The sequence below is a fragment of the Psychrobacillus sp. Z3-81 genome (genome assembly GCF_056620325.1).
The window spans coordinates 89,075-108,941 of the sequence record NZ_JBWQPU010000006.1; the positions used below are offsets into that span (position 1 = coordinate 89,075).

At 37.7% G+C, this 19,867-nt stretch carries 19 protein-coding genes; 13 read left to right on the forward strand and 6 right to left on the reverse strand.

Annotated features, from left to right (window positions below; translation table 11 throughout):
* The first annotated feature begins 114 nt into the window (after positions 1-114).
* The 3 genes from AC1ECF_RS08405 to AC1ECF_RS08415 all read left to right on the forward strand — a co-directional run bounded on the left by AC1ECF_RS08405 (position 115) and on the right by AC1ECF_RS08415 (position 2,472).
* The gene (locus tag AC1ECF_RS08405; protein WP_480388960.1) at positions 115-777 is read left to right on the forward strand and encodes a hypothetical protein; all 663 of its coding nucleotides are present in this window, start codon (positions 115-117) and stop codon (positions 775-777) included.
* A gap of 70 nt (positions 778-847) precedes the next feature.
* Positions 848-1,633: an SDR family oxidoreductase gene (locus AC1ECF_RS08410; RefSeq protein WP_480388961.1), complete on the forward strand. Its 786-nt coding sequence runs from the start codon at positions 848-850 to the stop codon at positions 1,631-1,633.
* Between the two features lie 143 nt (positions 1,634-1,776).
* On the forward strand, positions 1,777-2,472 hold the full coding sequence (locus tag AC1ECF_RS08415; RefSeq protein ID WP_480388962.1) for a YwaF family protein: 696 nt from the start codon (positions 1,777-1,779) through the stop codon (positions 2,470-2,472).
* 8 nt (positions 2,473-2,480) lie between these two features.
* On the opposite strand, the gene AC1ECF_RS08420 is transcribed toward AC1ECF_RS08415, so the two are convergent.
* Complete coding sequence (locus AC1ECF_RS08420) at positions 2,481-3,011, reverse strand: DUF2812 domain-containing protein (RefSeq protein ID WP_480388963.1); 531 nt, start codon at positions 3,009-3,011, stop codon at positions 2,481-2,483.
* Positions 3,008-3,337 carry a PadR family transcriptional regulator gene (locus AC1ECF_RS08425; protein ID WP_480388964.1) on the reverse strand — a complete coding sequence of 110 codons (330 nt, stop codon included), beginning with the start codon at positions 3,335-3,337 and terminating at the stop codon, positions 3,008-3,010. The genes AC1ECF_RS08420 and AC1ECF_RS08425 overlap by 4 nt, the downstream gene beginning before the upstream one ends.
* Before the next feature lie 184 nt (positions 3,338-3,521).
* Between AC1ECF_RS08425 and AC1ECF_RS08430 the strand changes: the two genes are divergently transcribed.
* Positions 3,522-3,995, forward strand: coding sequence for a hypothetical protein (locus AC1ECF_RS08430; protein WP_480388965.1), 474 nt, complete (start codon positions 3,522-3,524; stop codon positions 3,993-3,995).
* Positions 3,996-4,524: 529 nt separating this feature from the next.
* Here AC1ECF_RS08430 and AC1ECF_RS08435 read toward each other — a convergent pair.
* Positions 4,525-5,718, reverse strand: a complete 1,194-nt coding sequence (locus AC1ECF_RS08435) for an MFS transporter (protein ID WP_480388966.1) — start codon at positions 5,716-5,718, stop codon at positions 4,525-4,527.
* Between the two features lie 56 nt (positions 5,719-5,774).
* Entirely contained in the window at positions 5,775-6,218 is a 444-nt protein-coding gene (locus AC1ECF_RS08440) for a MarR family winged helix-turn-helix transcriptional regulator (RefSeq protein WP_480388967.1), read from the reverse strand.
* Between the two features lie 490 nt (positions 6,219-6,708).
* Here AC1ECF_RS08440 and AC1ECF_RS08445 point away from each other — a divergent pair, with 490 nt between their 5' ends.
* From AC1ECF_RS08445 to AC1ECF_RS08480, 8 genes are all read left to right on the forward strand, one after another.
* On the forward strand, positions 6,709-7,695 hold the full coding sequence (locus tag AC1ECF_RS08445; RefSeq protein ID WP_480388968.1) for a LacI family DNA-binding transcriptional regulator: 987 nt from the start codon (positions 6,709-6,711) through the stop codon (positions 7,693-7,695).
* Positions 7,692-8,579: a ribokinase gene (gene rbsK, locus AC1ECF_RS08450; protein ID WP_480388969.1), complete on the forward strand. Its 888-nt coding sequence runs from the start codon at positions 7,692-7,694 to the stop codon at positions 8,577-8,579. Before AC1ECF_RS08445 ends, rbsK begins: the two co-directional genes overlap by 4 nt.
* Positions 8,576-8,965, forward strand: coding sequence for a D-ribose pyranase (rbsD, locus tag AC1ECF_RS08455; RefSeq protein ID WP_480388970.1), 390 nt, complete (start codon positions 8,576-8,578; stop codon positions 8,963-8,965). Before rbsK ends, rbsD begins: the two co-directional genes overlap by 4 nt.
* 15 nt (positions 8,966-8,980) lie before the next feature.
* Entirely contained in the window at positions 8,981-10,477 is a 1,497-nt protein-coding gene (locus AC1ECF_RS08460; RefSeq protein WP_480388971.1) for a sugar ABC transporter ATP-binding protein, read from the forward strand.
* On the forward strand, positions 10,464-11,405 hold the full coding sequence (rbsC, locus tag AC1ECF_RS08465; RefSeq protein ID WP_480388972.1) for a ribose ABC transporter permease: 942 nt from the start codon (positions 10,464-10,466) through the stop codon (positions 11,403-11,405). Before AC1ECF_RS08460 ends, rbsC begins: the two co-directional genes overlap by 14 nt.
* Positions 11,406-11,419: 14 nt before the next feature.
* Positions 11,420-12,334, forward strand: coding sequence for a ribose ABC transporter substrate-binding protein RbsB (rbsB, locus tag AC1ECF_RS08470; protein WP_480388973.1), 915 nt, complete (start codon positions 11,420-11,422; stop codon positions 12,332-12,334).
* A gap of 237 nt (positions 12,335-12,571) precedes the next feature.
* On the forward strand, positions 12,572-15,340 hold the full coding sequence (locus AC1ECF_RS08475; protein ID WP_480388974.1) for an ATP-binding protein: 2,769 nt from the start codon (positions 12,572-12,574) through the stop codon (positions 15,338-15,340).
* 12 nt (positions 15,341-15,352) lie between these two features.
* On the forward strand, positions 15,353-16,222 hold the full coding sequence (locus AC1ECF_RS08480; RefSeq protein WP_480388975.1) for a CheR family methyltransferase: 870 nt from the start codon (positions 15,353-15,355) through the stop codon (positions 16,220-16,222).
* Positions 16,223-16,442: 220 nt separating this feature from the next.
* Here the strand turns inward: AC1ECF_RS08480 and AC1ECF_RS08485 are convergent, their stop codons facing one another.
* Entirely contained in the window at positions 16,443-17,582 is a 1,140-nt protein-coding gene (locus AC1ECF_RS08485) for a SpoIIE family protein phosphatase (protein ID WP_480388976.1), read from the reverse strand.
* A 262-nt stretch (positions 17,583-17,844) separates the two neighbouring features.
* Between AC1ECF_RS08485 and AC1ECF_RS08490 the strand changes: the two genes are divergently transcribed.
* On the forward strand, positions 17,845-18,000 hold the full coding sequence (locus tag AC1ECF_RS08490) for a DUF1540 domain-containing protein (RefSeq protein WP_480388977.1): 156 nt from the start codon (positions 17,845-17,847) through the stop codon (positions 17,998-18,000).
* Between the two features lie 288 nt (positions 18,001-18,288).
* Here the strand turns inward: AC1ECF_RS08490 and AC1ECF_RS08495 are convergent, their stop codons facing one another.
* A complete protein-coding gene (locus tag AC1ECF_RS08495; protein ID WP_480388978.1) occupies positions 18,289-19,743 on the reverse strand; it encodes a phospholipase D family protein in 1,455 nt (484 codons plus the stop codon).
* Positions 19,744-19,867: the final 124 nt, after the last annotated feature.

Sequence of the window (19,867 nt, forward strand, 5' to 3'; positions counted from 1 at the left end):
AGTTTTTTGGTGTGTTCCTCACCCTAAAATAAATTTATTCATTCCACTTAAAAGCATAACTCTTAAATCTCTCGAATAGTTTAAGAGAACATATAAAATAGGTGGAATGATAATATGAAAACAATCGTTATTTACTCGTTGAGCCTTATTTATCTTTTATTGTCCTTAAGAATAGATTCGATAGGCATAATGGGAATCTATATTGTCGTTTCTATCTCTCTTTTCTTTTGGGGAAATTATGAAAGGCTTAAGGTAGTGAAGAAAAGAAAAGAGGAAGTAGAGCGGGAAAAAGAAGAAATGCTTAGTGATATTGTACACACACATAGTGTTGTTTCAGGAGACTCTTTACAGGCTTTAATGCTAGATGAAAATTTACATTTATTTTTTTATGCAGAAAAGGAAGAAGATGATGAGCCTTTTCAAGTTAAGAAGTTTACTTTTCCACAGGTATTAGAGGTGGCCATTTTTGAGGACGGAGAGCTTCTAGCTATTCACCCGAAGGATGGAGTTATTTCAGGTGAAATAGAGATGGATGAAGAAATGGATAAGGAATTGGATGAAGAGTATGAAGAAATAGAGGATGAAGAGGATTCTCCAATACTTAGCCTGCGTATAGCAGTGGATGACTTATCTACGCCAATACTTGAATTTATTTTTGTCGAAGATGATCCACCAACAGAGGAAGAATACGAAGAAAAGTTAGAAGAATGCAGAGCATGGTACCAAAAGATGAATGTAATTATTCGGAGGAACGAGCGACTTCGGAAAAAATCATAGCTCAAAAATTGTTTTATATGAAACTCTTAGGGAAGTAGAACAAGGAGAACACTTTACTAGGAGGGATTACGTGAGTAAAACAATCTTCATAACAGGGGCAGGCAGTGGACTTGGAAGAGGAGCAGCAATTGGTTTAGCGAAGAAAGGCCATCGATTGATTGCCACTACAGAAACGACATCCCAAAAGACAAGCCTTTTAAGGGAAGCCGACGAGTTAGGCTTAGATATGGAAATATTTAAGCTGGATATACAAAATGCTCGTGATCGAGCTCAAATAGATGAATATAATTTTGATATATTTGTTGCAAACGCTGCTATCAATGAAGGTGGGCCATTAGCTGAGGTCCCGATGGACAGAGTTCGAGAATTATTTGACGTAAATGTATTTTCTACACTTGAAACAGTCCAACACGCAGCACGTAAATTAGTGGAAAAGGGCAAAGGGAAAATCATTTTCATGAGCTCAATGGCTGGGATATCATCAACACCATATGTTGGTCCCTACACAGCGACAAAACATGCAATTGAGGGCATCGCCAAGACATTGCAAGCAGAATTAGAAAAACACGGGGTACAAGTAGCTACGATTAATCCAGGGGCATATAATACTGGCTTTAATGATAGAAGCTCGGAGGAAATATACAAATGGTATGATGAGGGGAAACATTTTACAAGACTTCAGGATATGAAGGAGCAAGAGAAAATGTTGGAGGACCAATACGATCCTCAGGATATGATTGAAAAAATGATTGAAATCATTCCGCTTGATCACCATAAGTTCCGAACTGTATGGCCGGAGGAAATGATTGATCAGCTGAAAGACGCAGAAAAAGAGCGTTGGGACATGGATATATAATAAAGGTTGGAGAATTTCATATACTTTTTATGCCAAACCGTTCATTGTCGAGGACAGTGGACGGTTTGGCATTTTTTATGTGAGCTTAGATAAAAGGAATTTTTTTGTAGCTATCGAATAATGATAGAGAAAGGGGTGGAAAGATGGAACCGAGATTTGAAATGTTTTCAGAGGTACATTTGATGATGATTCTCTTACTAGTAATATTAGGTCTATTATTATTTATTTTCAGAGGGAAATTATCTGTTTTCTCAGCTAAGCGACAATTACTCGAACGCTTGGTTGCAGTTTCCTTACTTTTCATAGACATCCTCTATCATGTTTGGCTTATCCAATCAGATAGGTGGCAGCTAAGCAGTGCTTTACCACTGGAGCTCTGCAGCTTAAGTCTGTTATTAACGATTGTATTGCTATGGACAGGTAACCATAAAATCTACCCATTTGTTTTCTTTGCTGGCATTGGAGGAGCTCTCCAGGCGGTTGCTACCCCTGTTTTAGATATGGGATATCCACATTTTCGTTTTTTCCATTTCTTTTATACGCATTTCGGTATCATTCTAACAGCTCTATATTTTACCTGGGTGAGAGGCTATCGCCCGACCTTTAAAGGGGTCCTGAACACTTTGCTTGTTCTAAACTTACTCCTACCAGTAATTATATGGATCAATAAACTGGTAGGCGGAAATTATATGTTTTTACAACGAAAGCCATCCTCAGGGAGTATTCTAGATTTTCTCGGCCCCTATCCTTGGTATCTTCTTTCTCTAGAAATTATAGCGTTACTAATCTTTACGATACTTTGGTTAATATTTCGGACATATAAAAAAGATCCTGTATAAGGATCTTTTTATTCTAAAATTTTTTGTTCTTTTTCTAGATGATTGATTTTTTTCGTTAACGGAAGTGCTGCAGAGATGAGTAATAATCCTACTATTAGGTTAAGTGGAGAAATCCAAGCTGATATGTGAGAAAAACCTTGGATGACTAATATTAAGCCAATTAGAATATTTGGGGCTGCGAGACAAAGATATAAAGTACGTAGCCTTGAATAGTGTAAAATCTTCGATTGGATATCGGAGTATATCGTGAAACTGCCGTCCTTTGATTTTTTGCGGAAATAAACCCATTGCTGTAAAGAAGTTGCAACCACTTCTGCACCAGTTTCTTTCATGAACTCTAGGTACTCTTGGCTTCTTTTGTCCTTTATCGGATGCTCCAAATACTCCAAACGATAAATGTATTCCCCTTTAGGTGCTTCTTCAAAAGTATATCGACAAAACTTGAAAGAGGTTAGCGCCCAGCCTTTATCAGACATCTCGTTCAAAAATTTTTCCTCTTTCTCATGATCTACGAACACTTTCCAAACAACCTTTTTCATATAATTTCCCCCTTGTCTAATGTTTGTTTTCCATTTGTTAAAAGCTCGTTTAAACGCTCCATTTCTGAAACGACAATTTCCTTGCCTAATTCCGTAATTTCATAAACTTTCTTTCTGGAGTTTTCCTCTGTTTCTACCGGAACAATCCATTCCTTTTCCAGTAGGGTGTTAATCGCCCCATAGAGTGTTCCGGCTCCCAAGTTTACTCTTCCGTTGCTGAGTTCTGCTATATTTTGAATAATCCCATACCCATGCATGGGCTGATACAAGGATAGCAGTATATAGTAAACTGCTTCTGTTAATGCGGGTTGTTCATTTTTTGACATGTCATTTCACTCTTTTCTATATCGTTTGTTGATGTATCGTATATCGTTATATCGTCTACCGATATAAATAGTATATGCTGGAATTATTAGGAGGTCAATTAAAAAATAAAAAAATTTTAAAAAATGAAAACCTTTTTGTTGGAATTATGGTCTAATATATATGAAAGAAAGGATGAGACAATTTATGAAGAAAACCAATAAAGGAATTTCGGCTAAGATATCCCTTTTTATACTGGCCCTTGTGGTTTCTACTTTAGTGTTAGGAGCTTGCTCAGATGACGCTAAAACAGAAGAAGTGAACGACTCGGGAGAAATGATGGTGATGGTGAAACAGTTTGATCTTCAGTCAAATAGTTTAATTGTGGACGAAGTAGAGTGGATTGAGGAAAATGACAAAGATAGAATAAAAGAACTAGGCTTGGATGTAGAAAAAGATCTACCGACAGGTTATGTTGTTTATAATGAAACAGACAAAGCGGAAAATTTACAGTTGTCAGAAGAAGCAGAGTATTTTTTAGTTGACTATGAGAACTTATCTTCCCCGAAAAAAGTAGAGGAAAAAGAATTTGTTTCTCACGTAATGGCTGTTCCAGGTCCCTATGAGGTAACAATGAAAGACGGGAAGATCATAAAGATAGTAGAAAAATATCTTCCTTGATCTTTAATCAAATTTTTAATTTTAGTAGTAAACAACAATTGGTTCGTAGCATCGTCGGCGACTCCTGCGGGAGCAGGGTGGTAGGCAAGACAGCACAGCCGTACGCGCAAGCGTTGGGTGCTGGCTTGCCTAGGGGAGGGAAAACTAAGAACGTCACATCGTGTGACAAAGTTTTCCTGACCAACATCCTGTTGGCCTCCACTCCAAGCGTCCGACGCAGCGGAGAACCCACTTCTCAAAATAAGAAAGAGCCTGGGACAAAACTTTCTTCTAATATTCGATAATGAGGTCAGGATAAAACTTTTCATGAAGGTTTATATTCTCATTTAAATTTATTGACTAGACTTTAAATTTGGCAGGAAACAATATTGGTTCGTAGCAGCGTCGGCGACTCCTACAGGATGAGGGAGTTTGGCAAGACATAGCAACGGCACGAGTAGCGTTCGGCTACACGTAAAAAATAAGAAAGCCCTTATAATTCTTATTATGTTTAAGAATCATAAGGGCATTTCTTTTATATGACCTGCTTTTATTTCCAATCAAATTTTATGGATTTCGCTTTTAAGATGTAGGTCCAAACAAGGATTGTTATGGAAATAAAAATCAACATAGTAATAGCTAAACCACTTGTATAACTACTCCATGCTAAAGAACCGATAATCATACCGATACTACCTAAAACGGCAAATCCAAAATTCATTACGGATGATGCTGCTCCGACATCTGTCTTCGTAGCAGATAATAATAAATCTGAAATCAATGGTCGGAAATAAGAGGTTACGATAGAGTAAATGACGTAGGACGACAAGAAGATAACTGGGCCAGTTTTTCCTACTGTTAAAATCAATACAGCAGAAATAAGTGACAATATAATTCCTCCATTAATAACCTTCTTCACAGAACTTGCCCCAAATCGCATGTACATAATCGGTCCCAGAATAGAGGCAGCGGCATTCATAGCGAAAAACAGACTGAATGTTGTTTCTGTCACACCAAAGCCATCTATATAAATATAAGAGGCTAGCGCTAAGTATGCCATGAATGGTGCAGCTATAAATGCCCCTACTAATAACAAACTTAAAAAGTTAGGGTTTTTTGCCACTTTTCTTAATCCTAAAATAGATTGAATGGTACCACCTTGGTTACGTTCTTTCACTGGTAACGTTTCCTGTAATAAGATTGCCCCTACAAGCGAAATTCCTGTTAAAATTGCTAAAGCAATAAATGTCATTTTCCAATCAGCCACATTCAAAATCAATGCTCCTAAAAGAGGCGCAAGCATAGGTGCAGTTAAAGCAAGGGCTTGTGTAATAGACAGTGCCTTTGACATTGCTTTTCCTTCAAAGCTATCTTTTATCAATGCTGTTGCTATCGCTACCATCCCACCAGAACCAAATGCAGAGACGGCACGTGCAAGAATGAGTAATGTGATATTTGGAGCGAATGCACAAGCAGCACTAAAAACTAAGGAGATAGAAATACTAGTGATCAATATCGGTTTGCGACCATATTTATCACTCATCGGTCCTAAAAAAAGAATACCGATTGCCATGAATATAAAGAATACGGTCATCGTAAAGCTCATTAAAGTGGATGTTGTATGAAAATAAGACGTCATTTCTGGTAACGCAGGCATATATAAATCAGTCGATAATGGGGGAATCATCGAAAGAATGGAAATTAATGCGATTAAACCAGCATTTTTTAAATATTTTTGTTGCATAACTTTACTCCTTTTAATAATATAGCTAGCTATATAAGTGAAGAAAAAAACGTGCATTACACATGACGTAATGCATTTTTTGCCATTCGAGACATCATTGGTATTAGTATGTCCATCTCTTCTTTTGAAAACCCTTCAAATATCATTTTTTCAGTTTGACGAATACTATGATAAATTTCTTCTAGTGCAGCTAAGGCAACATCCGTCAATTTAATAATACGAGCCCTTGAATCATTAGGGTCTACCTCACGAACAATAAAATTCTTTTGCTCCAACCGATTTAATAAGCCTGTTACGGTAGGATTCGTATAATTTAACGCACGTTCAATATCACGTTGATGAAAAACTCGATCCTGTTCATGGGCAAGCAATATAATTACATCTGCTTGGCTTTGCGTCAAGCCAATTTGCTTTAAGTGTTCATCGCCGATACGTTTAGCCAGATGCTCAACCATTTTTAGATGTGTTAATACAGCGGGTTCCTGATAAGACTTTACCATTTTTATACCTCACTTATAGTTATCTACAATATAGCTAGCTATTTATTTTGTCAATATGATAATCCTTACTATCTTTTCTGACAATCTTTTGAAATATTAAATTACCACTTAAATGCTGGTTTAGAAGCAAAAACTTCATCTCTAGTTTCAGAAAAACCAGACTAACCACATTATAGTTCATTGATTCGCCAACCTACTAACTAGACTTCTAACAGTAGGATAATTCTTTTAATAAGTTACCAACGGTTGAATTATTTTAATATTAACATAATGTTCTTCTACTTAAAATAGTCAACTAATCTCTACAGAATAATGAAAGATCCAGTAAAGGGGTACTTCTAAAGAGAAAAATAGGAAGAGAAGTAATGCTGCTCATTTTATATTATTGTTTCTCACTTTTGAATTTTGTTAAACATTTGACAAATAAAAAAGGAGAGGGTTATAGTATGTGTAACCGGTTACACATATTTAAGGGGGAGAAGGATAGCGGATGTCAGCGAATATTAGAGATGTTGCAAAGGAAGCTGGTGTTTCAGTTGCTACTGTATCCCGTTACTTAAATAAAAAAGGATATGTTGGTTCTGAAGCTAAGCAAAAGATCCATGATGCGATTGAAAAGCTAGGCTATAGACCAAACCAAGTAGCACGTTCATTAAGCACGAAACAAACAAACTTTATAGGACTAATTGTGCCAGATATTATGAATCCCTTCTTTCCTGAATTGGCAAGAGCAGTGGAGGATGTTGCATTATCCTATGGTTATACAGTTGTCTTGTGTAATTCAGACGAAAAACCCAAAAAAGAAATTCATTACATGGATACCTTAAAACAAAAATATGCAGCGGGGTTTATTGTAACTACCAATCACCTTCACGCTAGTCATTATAAGAATTTAGATATCCCAATAGTTGCGTTAGACCGAATGATTCATGAGTCTATTCCCACTGTTTCATCTAACAATATAGAAGGAGCATGGCTAGGCACTACCCATCTACTAGAGCAGGGGTGCAAGAATATTGTTTTTTTGAGAGGTCCATCAGGGCTTGTGCCCGCAGATGATCGGTATGCTGGTTTTTTAAAAGCAGTCAAAGGTAAAAATATTCAAACTCATATTGTAGAATGTCCTTTTCATTTTGAAGAGTCTGAACAAATCGTAAGGGAAGTTCTAACAAATATACCGGATATAGATGGTATATTTGCTAGTTCGGATATATCAGCAGCAGGGGCATTGAAGGCAGCTTATAATTTGGGAATCCGTGTGCCAGGCGAGCTTCAAATAATGGGGTTTGATGGAATATCGATGGGATCAATGCTAACTCCAGGACTTACTACGGTAGCACAGGATATATACAAAATGGGTGCAATAGCAACTCGAATGCTTATCAAAACGATTGAAGAATTAGAGTTAACCGAACGAGTAATTCAACTGCCTGTTGAGTTAGTTGTGAGAGGGACAACAAGGAGTGAACAACAATGATTACGGTAATCGGTAGTATGAATATGGATATCGTCGTGCAAACCGATAATTTCCCCATTCAAGGGGAAACAGTTCTTGGACAGCTGTTTACGACTGTTCCAGGGGGGAAAGGCGCTAATCAGGCGGTTGCTGCAGCACGCTTAGGCAGTAATGTTAGGATGATAGCCAGTGTCGGAAATGACAGCTTTGGAAATGACCTGGTAGCAGACTTGCAGAGTAATGGTGTGGATACTACAGCGGTACAATATCAAGATGAAGTAGCTACAGGAATTGCCAACATCCTTATTTCGGATGGAGATAATCGAATTATTGTCGTTCCAGGTGCAAACTATGCATTGACGGAAGATACCATAAAGAGCCAGGAAAAGATTATTAAGAACAGTAAATTTGTCATAATGCAATTAGAGATTCCTATCTCTGTTGTTTCTTATACTCTTAAGCTCTGCAAGGAGTCTAACATTCCGGTTTTATTAAACCCGGCTCCAGCGAGCGGCTTCTTAAAAGAGTTTATGGATGATGTAACTTATCTCACGCCAAACGAAACGGAATGTGCTGCTATCTTTGGCGAGGATATAGAGACGGTTTTAGAAAAATACCCAAATAAGTTGATAGTGACACTAGGCAGCAATGGCGCTAGATTTTTTGACGGGAAAAAGCATGTAATCGTCGATGGGTTTACAAGCTCCGTGATAGATACTACGGGAGCCGGAGATACCTTCAACGGTGCTTTAGCCCATGCTGTGTCAAATGGAATGGGATTAGAAGAGGCAGTTCGGTTTGCAAATGCTGCTGCGTCTCTTTCGGTAGAAAAGTTTGGAGCACAAGGTGGCATGCCATCAGCCGAAGAGGTGGCTAAGAGACTAGAGGTGCAAAAGAATCTATGAAAAAACATGGCATACTAAACCGTGAATTAGCAGGTATTTTTGCGAAGCTTGGTCATACAGATCAAATTACGATTGCAGATTGTGGTCTGCCGATTCCAAAGGGAGTGCCTTGCATCGATCTTTCTTATAAGTTAGGAAAGCCTTCTTTTTTAGAGGTATTGGAAGCAGTCCTGGAGGATATGGAAGTTGAAAAGGTCTTTATTGCTACAGAAATGAAAATCCAAAATAAGAGTCTCTTTAAAGAAATAGAGCCAAGCTTCTCTAATGTAGAGGAAGTTTCACATGAAAAGTTAAAAACGCTTACATATGATTCAAAGGTGATTATTCGAACTGGTGAGGCAACTCCTTACGCCAATGTAATTTTACAATCTGGAGTTATATTCTAAAGGTAGGTGAGCATGATGATTGAAATGACTGGGATATCAAAGGCCTTTAGTGGAAACGTAGTCTTAAAAGACGTACAGTTTGAGGTGAAAAAAGGAGAAATACATGCACTGATGGGTGAAAATGGTGCAGGGAAATCTACCTTGATGAAGATTTTGACAGGTATTTATACAAGAGATGCTGGTGAAATAAAGGTAAATGGCCAGCCTGTAGAGTTCCAAAATCCAAAAGAAGCTGAGAAAGCTGGAATTGCTGTCATACACCAAGAGTTAAATATTTTACCCGACTTAACGGTTGCGGAAAACTTTTACCTTGGGAATGAAAAAACGTTTGGTAAGACCGGTATATTAAAAACTAGTCAGATGAATAAGGAAGCAAAGGAAATTCTTAAGGGACTGGGTTTGGATGTTGATGTGACAACACTAGCAGGGAAGCTGTCAGTGGGGAAGCAGCAAATAATTGAGATTGCTAAAGCAATTTCTTCAAACGCAGAGCTCATCATAATGGATGAACCAACCGCGGCTTTGACTGATCGTGAAATTGAAACGCTTTTTAAGACAATCAAAGCATTACAGGCGAAAGGTGTTGCCTTTGTATATATTTCTCATAGGATGGAGGAAATTTTCTCAATCTGTGATCGTATTACTATTTTACGAGATGGAAACTATGTTGGTGTTCGAAAGATAAAAGAAACGACCTTTGAAGAAATTGTCCAAATGATGGTTGGCCGTGAATTAGGTGAACGTTTCCCAGAAAGAAACTCTCAAATCGGGGAAGTAAAGCTGGTTGCAAAGAACCTTACAAGTAACGGACTTTTCGAGGATGTCTCCTTTGAGCTTCGCAAGGGAGAGGTATTAGGAATAGCAGGTCTTATGGGAGCAGGGCGTACAGAGGTTGTACAATCTATATTTGGCTATAAAACTCTTACAAGTGGAGAGCTTCATTTAAATGGAAAACAGGTAAAAATAAAAAAACCAGAGGATGCTATAAAGCTAGGGTTTGGATATGTGACAGAGGATCGTAAGTGTGAGGGATTAGTGCTAGATTTCTCCGTAAGTGAAAATCTCAGTTTAACGAATCTTTCTACTATTTCTAGTAATGGAATAATCAAAGCAGAGAAGGAAAACAGCTTATATAACACCATGGTAAAACGTCTAGGCGTGAGAACATCTGGACCGGCACAAACAGTCAAATCACTTAGCGGTGGGAACCAGCAAAAAATCGTTATCGCGAAATGGTTGGGGATCAATCCTGATATTTTAATATTAGACGAGCCTACTCGAGGCGTGGATATTGGAGCAAAGAAAGAAATCTATTCGATTATTAATTCACTTGCAGAAAAGGGAGTCTCCATCATCATGATTTCATCAGAGCTCCCAGAAATTATCGGCATGGTTGACCGAGTGTTAATTATGCATGAAGGTAAGCTAACTGGTGAACTAAATAAAGACGAAATGACGCAAGAAAAAATTATGCATTATGCTACCGGGGGTGACAAAGTTGCTAAAATCTAAATCTACTAGCATCTTTCAAAAATTAGGGCCACTTATTGGTTTGCTTCTTATAGTCGTAATTATTAGTATTATGAGTCCAAACTTTTTGACGCTTAACAATCTATTAAATGTACTACGCCAAGTATCTATCAATGCACTGATAGCATTCGGGATGACTTTCGTTATTTTAACTGGAGGTATCGATTTATCGGTTGGATCTATTCTTGCTCTTACGGGTGCAATTACCGCCGGCATGATGGCTTCTGGTATGGATCCGATCCTTGCTATGCTATTGGGTCTATTGTTAGGAGCAGTATTAGGTGCTATTAATGGAATCATTATTTCTAAAGGAAAAGTAGCACCGTTTATTGCAACTTTGGCTACTATGACCATATATCGTGGGTTGACGCTTGTATATACCGAAGGTCGTCCTGTATCAGGTTTAGGAGATTCTGAGGTATTTACGCTAATTGGGAAAGGATATTTCTTTGGTATTCCAGTACCAGTAATCACAATGGCTATTGCTTTTGGAGTTCTGTATTTCATTCTGAAAAAGACAACTTTTGGTCGCCGTGTATACGCAGTAGGTGGCAATGAAGAGGCTTCTAAATTATCTGGTATTAAGGTAGATCGTATTAAAATTTATGTGTATTCGTTAACGGGATTGCTTTCTGCCTTGGCAGCAATTATTTTGACTTCTCGTCTAAACTCAGCTCAGCCCACTGCGGGAGATATGTTCGAGCTTGATGCGATTGCTGCAGTAGTTTTGGGTGGTACAAGCCTAACAGGCGGTCGAGGCTGGATTGTTGGTACATTGATCGGTGCGCTAATTATTGGTGTACTGAATAATGGTCTAAACCTAATTGGTGTATCCTCCTTCTTCCAACAAGTGGTGAAGGGTGCAGTTATATTATTTGCGGTTCTTTTGGATCGTAAAAAAACAGCTTAAAAGGAGTAGTTAACATGAAAAAACTTTATTTTGGCTTAGTAGTAATGGCTGTATTATTTCTAGCGGCATGTTCAACTGAGGCACCAGGCTCTTCAAAAGAAAATTCAGAATCTAAAGAGGGAGAGCTGACAATCGGTTTATCTGTATCTACTTTAAATAATCCTTTCTTTGTTACATTAAGTGAAGGTGCTGAAGCAAAGGCAAAAGAACTTGGCGCTGAGATTACAATAGTAGACGCACAGGATAATGCTTCCAAACAAGCGAATGATGTAGAGGATTTAATTCAAAGAGGTGTTGATTTAATTATTATCAACCCTACTGACTCATCTGCTGTAGTTCCTACTGTTGAATCTGCAAATGCAGCGGGTATTCCTGTTATCACGGTAGACCGTACTTCAGACGGTGGAGAAGTAGTAACACATATTGCATCCGATAATGCTGCTGGTGGAGAAATGGCTGGCGAGTACTTACTAGAATTGGTTGGAGAAGGCGCAAAAGTAGTAGAGCTTGAAGGAATTGCTGGGTCTTCTGCTGCACGTGAGCGTGGAGAAGGTTTTAACAAAGTAGCAGCTGATAAATTAGATATCGTAGCCAAGCAAACTGCTAACTTTAACCGTACAGAAGGATTAACTGTTATGGAAAATATTCTACAAGCTAATTCTGATGTCGTAGGAGTGTTTGCACATAACGATGAAATGGCTTTAGGTGCTCTTGAAGCAATCGAAGCAGCGGGTAAAGATATTGTCGTAATTGGCTTTGATGCTACAGATGATGCAGTAAAAGCTGTAGAAGAAGGGAAGCTTGCAGCTACGATTGCTCAAAAGCCAGAGTTAATAGGTGAAGAAGCAATGGAAGCAGCAATCAAATATCTAAATGGAGAAGAAGTAGAGGCTTCTATCCCAGTAGATTTGGAATTAATTAAAGAATAATAAATGAGGAAATTCGCTCTATACAAGGAGAAGTGTTGAGTAATCAGCGCTTCTTTTTTTATTTGAATCACAGAAGACCTATCGCTAGGTGAAATGGTCTAAATGTGTGAAAATAAATATATTACTTTATGTATGAAAAATTCAATAGAAAGAATTTAATAGCAATAAACACTGTTCTTTAAATAATACTTGATTTAAAATAGTATTTATAAATCTTTTAAAAAGGTAGGAATTGGAATGAAGAACAAGTACAGATTTGGAATACGTTCCAAAATTACTATCGGATACGTAGTAATCATTATTTGCTTACTAACAGCAGTATTGGTGTTAAATAGTCAGATACGTTCCTTACAGAAGGAACGAAATGATTTGATTGAATATAATACAAGCATGCAAACCTTAACGAATACGATTGAGAAGCATATAATGGACATGCAAGCAGGGCAACGTGGATACATAATTACTGGAAATGAATCTTACTTAGAACCATACAATCGAGCTTCCGAAGAATGGGAGAAACGATATCAAGAGCTTTATGCACTCATTGAAAATGAACCTGCCCAACTTAAACAGTTAGAGAAAGCGAAAGAATCTATTGAGGTTTGGATATCAGAGGCTGGAGAGAGAGCAATCAGTTTAAAAAGAGAAAACAACACGGAAGGCATCCAAGCTTTTTATGCGAATGATCTTGGGCGAGAATATATGAATTCCATTCGAGCACAATTTGATAGCTTCCGAAGTTCACAAATTGAGCTAACTCAAGCAAGAGCAGATGAGTTAGATGAAAGAAATAATTTATTAACAGTTGCGTTATTCGGTATATTAGTTTCCGTATCTGTTATTGCTATTATTATGGCAAGTCAGGTTTCAAAAGCAATTGTAAGAACTATTTCAGATGTAACGGATTCGATTACGAATATTACGACGGATTCAGCAAATCGTAAAGAAAGAATCATAGTTAAAACGAATGATGAAATTCGAGAACTTGCAATTGCCACAAATAATCTTCTGGATAAAATGGATAATCGGGAGTGGCTTCAGTCTAACATTGCAGAAATTGTAACTAATTACCAAGGTATTTCTTCTATTAATGCTCTTTCTAACATTTTTCTTTCTCAATTGGCAAAAATGACGGATTCCTCTTATGGAGCCTTTTATATTAGAGAAGCAAATGACCAGGATGTTTATTTCTACAAGAAAGCAGCTTATGCTGATAGCAGCTCAGAAGATGGTCTTGGACGAGATAGTTTCCGTCTGGGGCAAGGATTAATTGGACAATGCGCTAAGGATAAAAAAATCCTGCTATTCCATGATGTTCCTACTGACTATACTTTTGTATCAACAGGTTTGGGGCAGGTTCCCCCTTCTAGTATTTTAATAGTGCCAGTCTTATTCGAGGATGAGGTAATAGCAGTCGTAGAACTAGCAACGTTGAAGGAATATAGTGAGCTACACCAAGATTTAGTGAAGCAGGTAGTGGAAACTTTCGGTCTTTCAGTGAATAGTGTATTAGGCAGAATGGAAGTTGTTCGTCTGTTAAATGAGTCTAGAGCAATGACTGAAGAGCTTCAAGCGCAATCGGAAGAGCTTCAAACACAGTCGGAAGAACTACAAACGCAATCCGAAGAGCTTCAAATGCAAACAGAGGAATTAACACAGATTAATGAACAGCTTGAGGAAAGAACAAAGGATGCAGAAACTAAAACCGCTGAGCTAGAAATAATTCGCAAAGAATTAGAAGAAAAAGCAGAACAACTACTGCTTCACTCGAATTATAAATCAGAATTCCTTGCAAATATGTCTCATGAGCTAAGAACACCTTTAAACAGTATATTAATATTATCAGAAATGCTTTCTGAAAACGGAAAAGGTCGTTTAACAGAAGAAGAGATGGAATTTGCGAAGGTTATTCATTCATCTGGTGAGGATTTATTGTCGCTGATCAATGACATACTCGATCTTTCTAAGGTGGAGGCAGGGAAACTGGAGGTTTTATTCGAGGAGGTAAATCTCAATGAGCTACCTAATAATATGGAACGAACCTTCCAACCTGTTGCTCAAAGCAAAAGCTTAGAATTTAAAGTATGGAAAGATGATAATGTTCCAGATTTATTCTATACAGACGAAAAGAGATTCCAGCAAATCCTTAAAAACTTATTATCCAATGCCTTTAAATTTACGGAGGCAGGATTTGTGGAGCTAGTGATTAAAAGGGTAGATAAAGAAAAACAAACTAGAGAAATGAAGAAAACAAGTGAGGAATGGATTCAATTCTCTGTAAAAGATACAGGAATCGGTATTCCTCCTGAAAAGCATGAATTTATCTTCGAATCCTTCCAGCAGGCTGATGGGGCGACAGTTCGGAAGTATGGTGGAACAGGTTTAGGATTGTCTATCTGTAGGGAATTTGCTAAGCTGCTCGGCGGATGGATTACACTGGAGAGTACTGTTGGAGAGGGAAGTATCTTCACATTAGTAATTCCTAGTCTTCCAGACGGGCTTGATATTGAGCAACACTTAGAAATTCCAGAGGTTGCAGTCACTACAGTAGAAGAGGATTTAATCGTTACAAAAATTCCTACTTCTGAAAAGCTGGAGGATATACAGCTTCACCCAGAGGATACAGATGTTTTTGAAAATAAAAATATATTAATTGTCGATGATGACCATCGTAATATTTATGCATTGAAAACTGCTCTTGAAAGAAGAGGGATGAACATCCTTGTAGCAAGAGACGGACTAGAATGCTTAGATGTTATGCAGAGCAATGAGGAGATAGATATAGTTCTAATGGATATTATGATGCCGAACATGGATGGCTTCGAAACAATGTCTAAGATTAGAAATGACTTGCAAATGACAGACATACCAATCGTTGCACTTACTGCGAAGGCAATGAAAAATGACCGAGATAAATGCTTAGAGGCTGGAGCGTCTGATTACATTAGTAAACCACTAAATTTAGATCAATTATTCTCAGTTCTTCGAGTTTGGTTAGTCTCATAAGGGAGTTAAGAAATGGATAATCAATTTGAATATGAAAGTATAGAGTTCGAAGAGAAAGATATAAAGAGTCCCCATGAAAATATTGAAGTTGAATTATTGCTGGAAGCAGTATATCGACTATCAGGGTATGACTTTCGGCAATATAATCGTTCCTCTATATCTCGTCGAATATACAATCGTATGAAAATGAATGGTATTCCAACTATAACCCTTCTTTTAGATAAGGTAATTCATGAAGAAGGATTTCTGGATCTGCTTTTAAACGATTTTTCTATAAATGTGACGGAAATGTTCCGGAATCCTTCTTTTTTTAAAGCGTTTAGAGAGGAAATAATACCGCTTATACGCGACTATCCAGAAATTCGAATTTGGCATGCTGGCTGTGCTACTGGAGAAGAAGTATACTCCATGGCTATTATTCTTGAGGAAGAAGGTTTAAAGGATAAGTCAGTCATATACGCAACCGATATGAATGAGCAGGTGCTGGAGAAGGCTAGCAAAGGAGCGTTTCCTATCCAAAAGATGCAGGCATATACCAAGAATTATATGCTAGCAGGTGGAAATAAAGCTTTTTCTGAGTATTATAATACGGATAATCAGTATGCTTATTTTCATTCTGATTTATTGGAGAATATCATTTTTGCCCAGCATAATTTAGTTACTGACCAATCATTTAATGAATTTCACGTAATTATATGTCGGAATGTCCTGATCTACTTTACTACTGACCTGCAGGATCACGTACAAAAACTATTCTACGAGAGTCTTTGTCCAGGTGGTTTTCTTGGACTGGGAGATAAAGAAACGTTAAGATTTGCAGAAGTAATGCCTTTCTATAAAGAAGTAGTTGGAAAAGAAAGAATTTATCAGAAGGTAAAATAAAAGCGGCTTATCATAATGCCTGGTATAAAAAAGAGGAGAAAAGTTTTTACTTTCTCCTCTTTTTTACATGATAAATTATCACCGTCTATTTTTTTATTTCTGGTAACCTGTTCACCCGATTTCATAGCATTGCAAAAGCAAGCACTTCGATATTAATATCGTAAGTGCTTGCTTTTGTTTTCGGTATTTCATTGATACGATTAGGTTCAATGAAAAATGCTTATCCTTTACATTGAACCATTAGGACACACATGTCATCTGGTTGATTTACTTGTTTATCTATCGTAAGTAGGTTATCAATTAACGCTCGAGAATGTCCCCATTTTTTAGAGGCGAGCTCTCCAAGATGCTTTTCAGATTCGATTTCGCAGGGACCCATTGCCTCTAAGACACCATCTGTATAAAGGACAATTTGAATATCCTTTTCATAACGAATTATTTCCTTTTTTACTTCGATATCATCAAAGAAGCCTACTGCGCAGCAGCCCTGATCTAGTGGTACGGTTTTTTCTTCATCTATTAGAGCAAAGCCTTGTGGATGACCGGCATTTACATACTCTATGGTTTTGTTTTCCGTATCAATCACCATATAGACTGCAGTAAAGTAATAGGGAATCCCTACTTTCTCATGATGTAATAGCAGCATATATCTATTTAATTCCTTGATCACAAGCTCCGGTTCAACAAGTTGTTTAATAGATTCTCTTAATACAGAAGAGATGAACATACAAACAAGAGAGGCGGATATGCCATGCCCCATCATATCAAGTAGTATAACTGCATAACGTTTCTCGCTTATTTTATGCCAATAATACATATCTCCTGCTAGGTTGAAGGAAGGTAGATAGGAAACCTCGATTTGTATATCTTGCTCGTGTAAGGGGGGACTTAAAAGGCTTCTCTGAACATGGGTGGCAAGATCCAACTCATATTGAATTTTCTTTTCATGCTGGGTATGCCAGTCAAGCTCTGCTTTTAAACGTAATGCCGCCCGTATTCTAGCTAATAGCTCTACTTTATTGATAGGCTTTGTAATATAATCATTTCCACCAACATCTAATGCTTCAGCCAGCTTATTCTTATCTTCAAGCGCTGTTACAAAAATAATTTGGGTATCTTTAAATCGCTCGTTCTCCTTGACCAGTCTGCAGGCCTCTAGCCCATCTATTGATGGCATCATAATATCCAGCAAGATGAGATCAATCGCTTTATTGCTAGCATTTGGATTGTCCAGCTCTATGTAATCAAAAAGCTCTTGGGCGGATTGTAACGAAACTGTATCTTTGTATCCTGCACTATGCAGAATTTTTTCTATAACGAATAGATTGACGGTATTGTCATCTACCAGTAGGATAGTCATCGATATTTCCCCCTGTAGGTAATTTAAAATATTATTATGTAAATAATTACTCTAGTACTATTATACAAAAGATTAAAAGATATAGATATTTTAAAGCCTATCTACTATGTAATTTAAAAAAAGTAATAGGAAAAGGGAAGAAAAATTAGACGTTTTTGCCGTCAGAGATTCAGTATATATTTGAAATAAAATAAGAGAGTCACTCCTGGAGTATGATTTTTTCAGCATCCATTCATACTGTGAAAGAGGAGGTGTGAAACCTATGGCAAAAGACGTTCTTTGTGAAGTGAACAGCTGTAAGTTCTGGAGAGCAGGTAATAAGTGTAATGCAAAAGCGATTTATGTAGTAAGTCATAGTAGCAACAAAGCATCCACTAGCCAAGAAACAGATTGTAAAACTTTTGAACCGAAAGAGTAAATATAGGTTTCGGACTCTTCTTAGCAAAAGTAGACAAGTCACTTATGTGATCTTGTCTACTTTTCTTTTTATCAATTATGAATGCCTAGTCTCTATGTTGGCAGAGAAACTCTCGTTATTCCCCATTTGCTAGACGGGGCAGAACAGGCGCTTGCGCATTTATTTAGTATCCAGCTCCAGCGCCTTGCCCCTCGAGGTCAAATGTATCCCGGCTGTGGTGGCTGAGAAACTGCCTCCTCGCCGGGCTCCATTTGCTAGTCGGGACATAACAGGCGCTTGCGCATTTATTTAGTATGTGGTTACCTTGATGAAACTCTGGAAAGCTACTATCCATCTTTGCCACCAGGTAAAAGTATTCTGATACTCAGAAGCATCTAACGTATACATGGCATCTTCGTTGTTCCACAGTCTTTCAAAATATTGTTCCATCTCCAAAGCCAACTCACTATCGTTAGGAGCAATTACTCGGATATTACTTTCTAGGTTGTAATCATTTAAAGCTCTTTCCGTAAAATTTGCAGCCCCGTTTGAAATAATTGTATGGTCCTTTGTTTGAATCCAAATAGCTTTTGTATGGTATTGACCGATAACTGTGTTATACCAGCGGATATTCATTTTATTTTCTGTGTCCTCTAGGAGTTCCTGTACAACTGGTCTATTTGGAATACCAGATTTTTGTCTACCAAAGGAGTTTTCGTTTGGGTCAAGAATAAGGTTCACCTCAACTCCGCGGTTTGTAGCGTTTATTAGTTCGTCCATAATGGCTCTCTCCGAGAGGAAGAACATCCCTAGCCAGATTGTATCTCCTTGCTCTGCTTCCGATAAGTCACTTAAAAGGGCATCTAAGATTTTCTTTTCCGTTAGATATTGAACGGTATATTTTCCGTCCTCTTGTTTCGTTTCCACTCTAGGTAGTTTAGGTCCACCAGACATAAGAGATACAGCCTCTTCAGCCTTTAACATATCGTTTAGAACAGGACCTCCTAGCTTTAATGCGATGTTTCCGTGAAATCCGCTGGCATCATGGGGGTTAGCGGAACTGACAATCGCTGACTTTTCTGTTATAAGCACCTTCCGATGGTTTGCCTTAACATTTAAAAGTGTCATATAAGAGGCAATCGTCATTTTCGGAGCGTCACTTGCCATTGCATTGGCAATCCAGCCCTTTCCACCAAAATCAAACCATTGAAAAAATAATCGATAGATGCCAGAATAGATAGGCGTAGAATCCCTTAACGGATCTAAATCTGTATAGACTATTTCAACCCCTGCATCTCTCATTTTCTTAAACCACTCATTTTCATAGGAGCCATAGCCACGGTTTAATGGATCTGTTATGAAAACAATCGGCATATCTGGATTCTGCTTCTTTTTATTTGCAACAGTGGTAGATAATGTTTCAACTATAGGTGGAAAATCTTCCTCTTCATCGTAATAGCCATCTACAAGAAAAAAATCTAACACGACAAATTCCTCTGCCTCATTAATCGTTTTATAAATTTCTTCGAAAATATTATTCTCATGAACCATACCATTCCCTTGTTTATCCTGGGCATAGGTTAAATCCGTTAGAAATTGAATACTGTCGGTTTTGTGTAAATCTCCTGCATAGGAAATTCCATTGGGGAGCGGTTTATAGGTATGCCATAATATAAGTGCTATGTAACAAATGAAAAAAATTCCTATAAGAACCCAAGTAATTTTCCTTCGTCTACTCCATGGACTTTTCTGCTTACGAGCCATCATCTTTCCTCCTATTGTTCTCTTCAAAGAATATTCCCTTTATCCTATTAGGGCAAACCATATATAAATATTTTTGCTCAATCTTCTTTATGTCGTAGGTAAGTACTCTGAAATATTTTCTAAA

Excerpts from the sequence above, each read along its gene's own strand:
- AC1ECF_RS08445 (WP_480388968.1), top strand. The coding sequence starts at position 6,709 with ATGTCAGCGAATATTAGAGATGTTGCAAAGGAAGCTGGTGTTTCAGTT.
- AC1ECF_RS08475 (WP_480388974.1), top strand. The coding sequence starts at position 12,572 with ATGAAGAACAAGTACAGATTTGGAATACGTTCCAAAATTACTATCGGA.
- AC1ECF_RS08490 (WP_480388977.1), top strand. The coding sequence starts at position 17,845 with ATGGCAAAAGACGTTCTTTGTGAAGTGAACAGCTGTAAGTTCTGGAGA.
- AC1ECF_RS08425 (WP_480388964.1), bottom strand. The coding sequence starts at position 3,337 with ATGTCAAAAAATGAACAACCCGCATTAACAGAAGCAGTTTACTATATA.
- rbsB (WP_480388973.1), top strand. The coding sequence starts at position 11,420 with ATGAAAAAACTTTATTTTGGCTTAGTAGTAATGGCTGTATTATTTCTA.
- AC1ECF_RS08405 (WP_480388960.1), top strand. The coding sequence starts at position 115 with ATGAAAACAATCGTTATTTACTCGTTGAGCCTTATTTATCTTTTATTG.
- AC1ECF_RS08495 (WP_480388978.1), bottom strand. The coding sequence starts at position 19,743 with ATGGCTCGTAAGCAGAAAAGTCCATGGAGTAGACGAAGGAAAATTACT.
- AC1ECF_RS08440 (WP_480388967.1), bottom strand. The coding sequence starts at position 6,218 with ATGGTAAAGTCTTATCAGGAACCCGCTGTATTAACACATCTAAAAATG.
- AC1ECF_RS08435 (WP_480388966.1), bottom strand. The coding sequence starts at position 5,718 with ATGCAACAAAAATATTTAAAAAATGCTGGTTTAATCGCATTAATTTCC.
- AC1ECF_RS08485 (WP_480388976.1), bottom strand. The coding sequence starts at position 17,582 with ATGACTATCCTACTGGTAGATGACAATACCGTCAATCTATTCGTTATA.
- AC1ECF_RS08460 (WP_480388971.1), top strand. The coding sequence starts at position 8,981 with ATGATTGAAATGACTGGGATATCAAAGGCCTTTAGTGGAAACGTAGTC.
- AC1ECF_RS08480 (WP_480388975.1), top strand. The coding sequence starts at position 15,353 with ATGGATAATCAATTTGAATATGAAAGTATAGAGTTCGAAGAGAAAGAT.
- rbsK (WP_480388969.1), top strand. The coding sequence starts at position 7,692 with ATGATTACGGTAATCGGTAGTATGAATATGGATATCGTCGTGCAAACC.
- AC1ECF_RS08430 (WP_480388965.1), top strand. The coding sequence starts at position 3,522 with ATGAAGAAAACCAATAAAGGAATTTCGGCTAAGATATCCCTTTTTATA.
- rbsD (WP_480388970.1), top strand. The coding sequence starts at position 8,576 with ATGAAAAAACATGGCATACTAAACCGTGAATTAGCAGGTATTTTTGCG.
- AC1ECF_RS08420 (WP_480388963.1), bottom strand. The coding sequence starts at position 3,011 with ATGAAAAAGGTTGTTTGGAAAGTGTTCGTAGATCATGAGAAAGAGGAA.
- AC1ECF_RS08415 (WP_480388962.1), top strand. The coding sequence starts at position 1,777 with ATGGAACCGAGATTTGAAATGTTTTCAGAGGTACATTTGATGATGATT.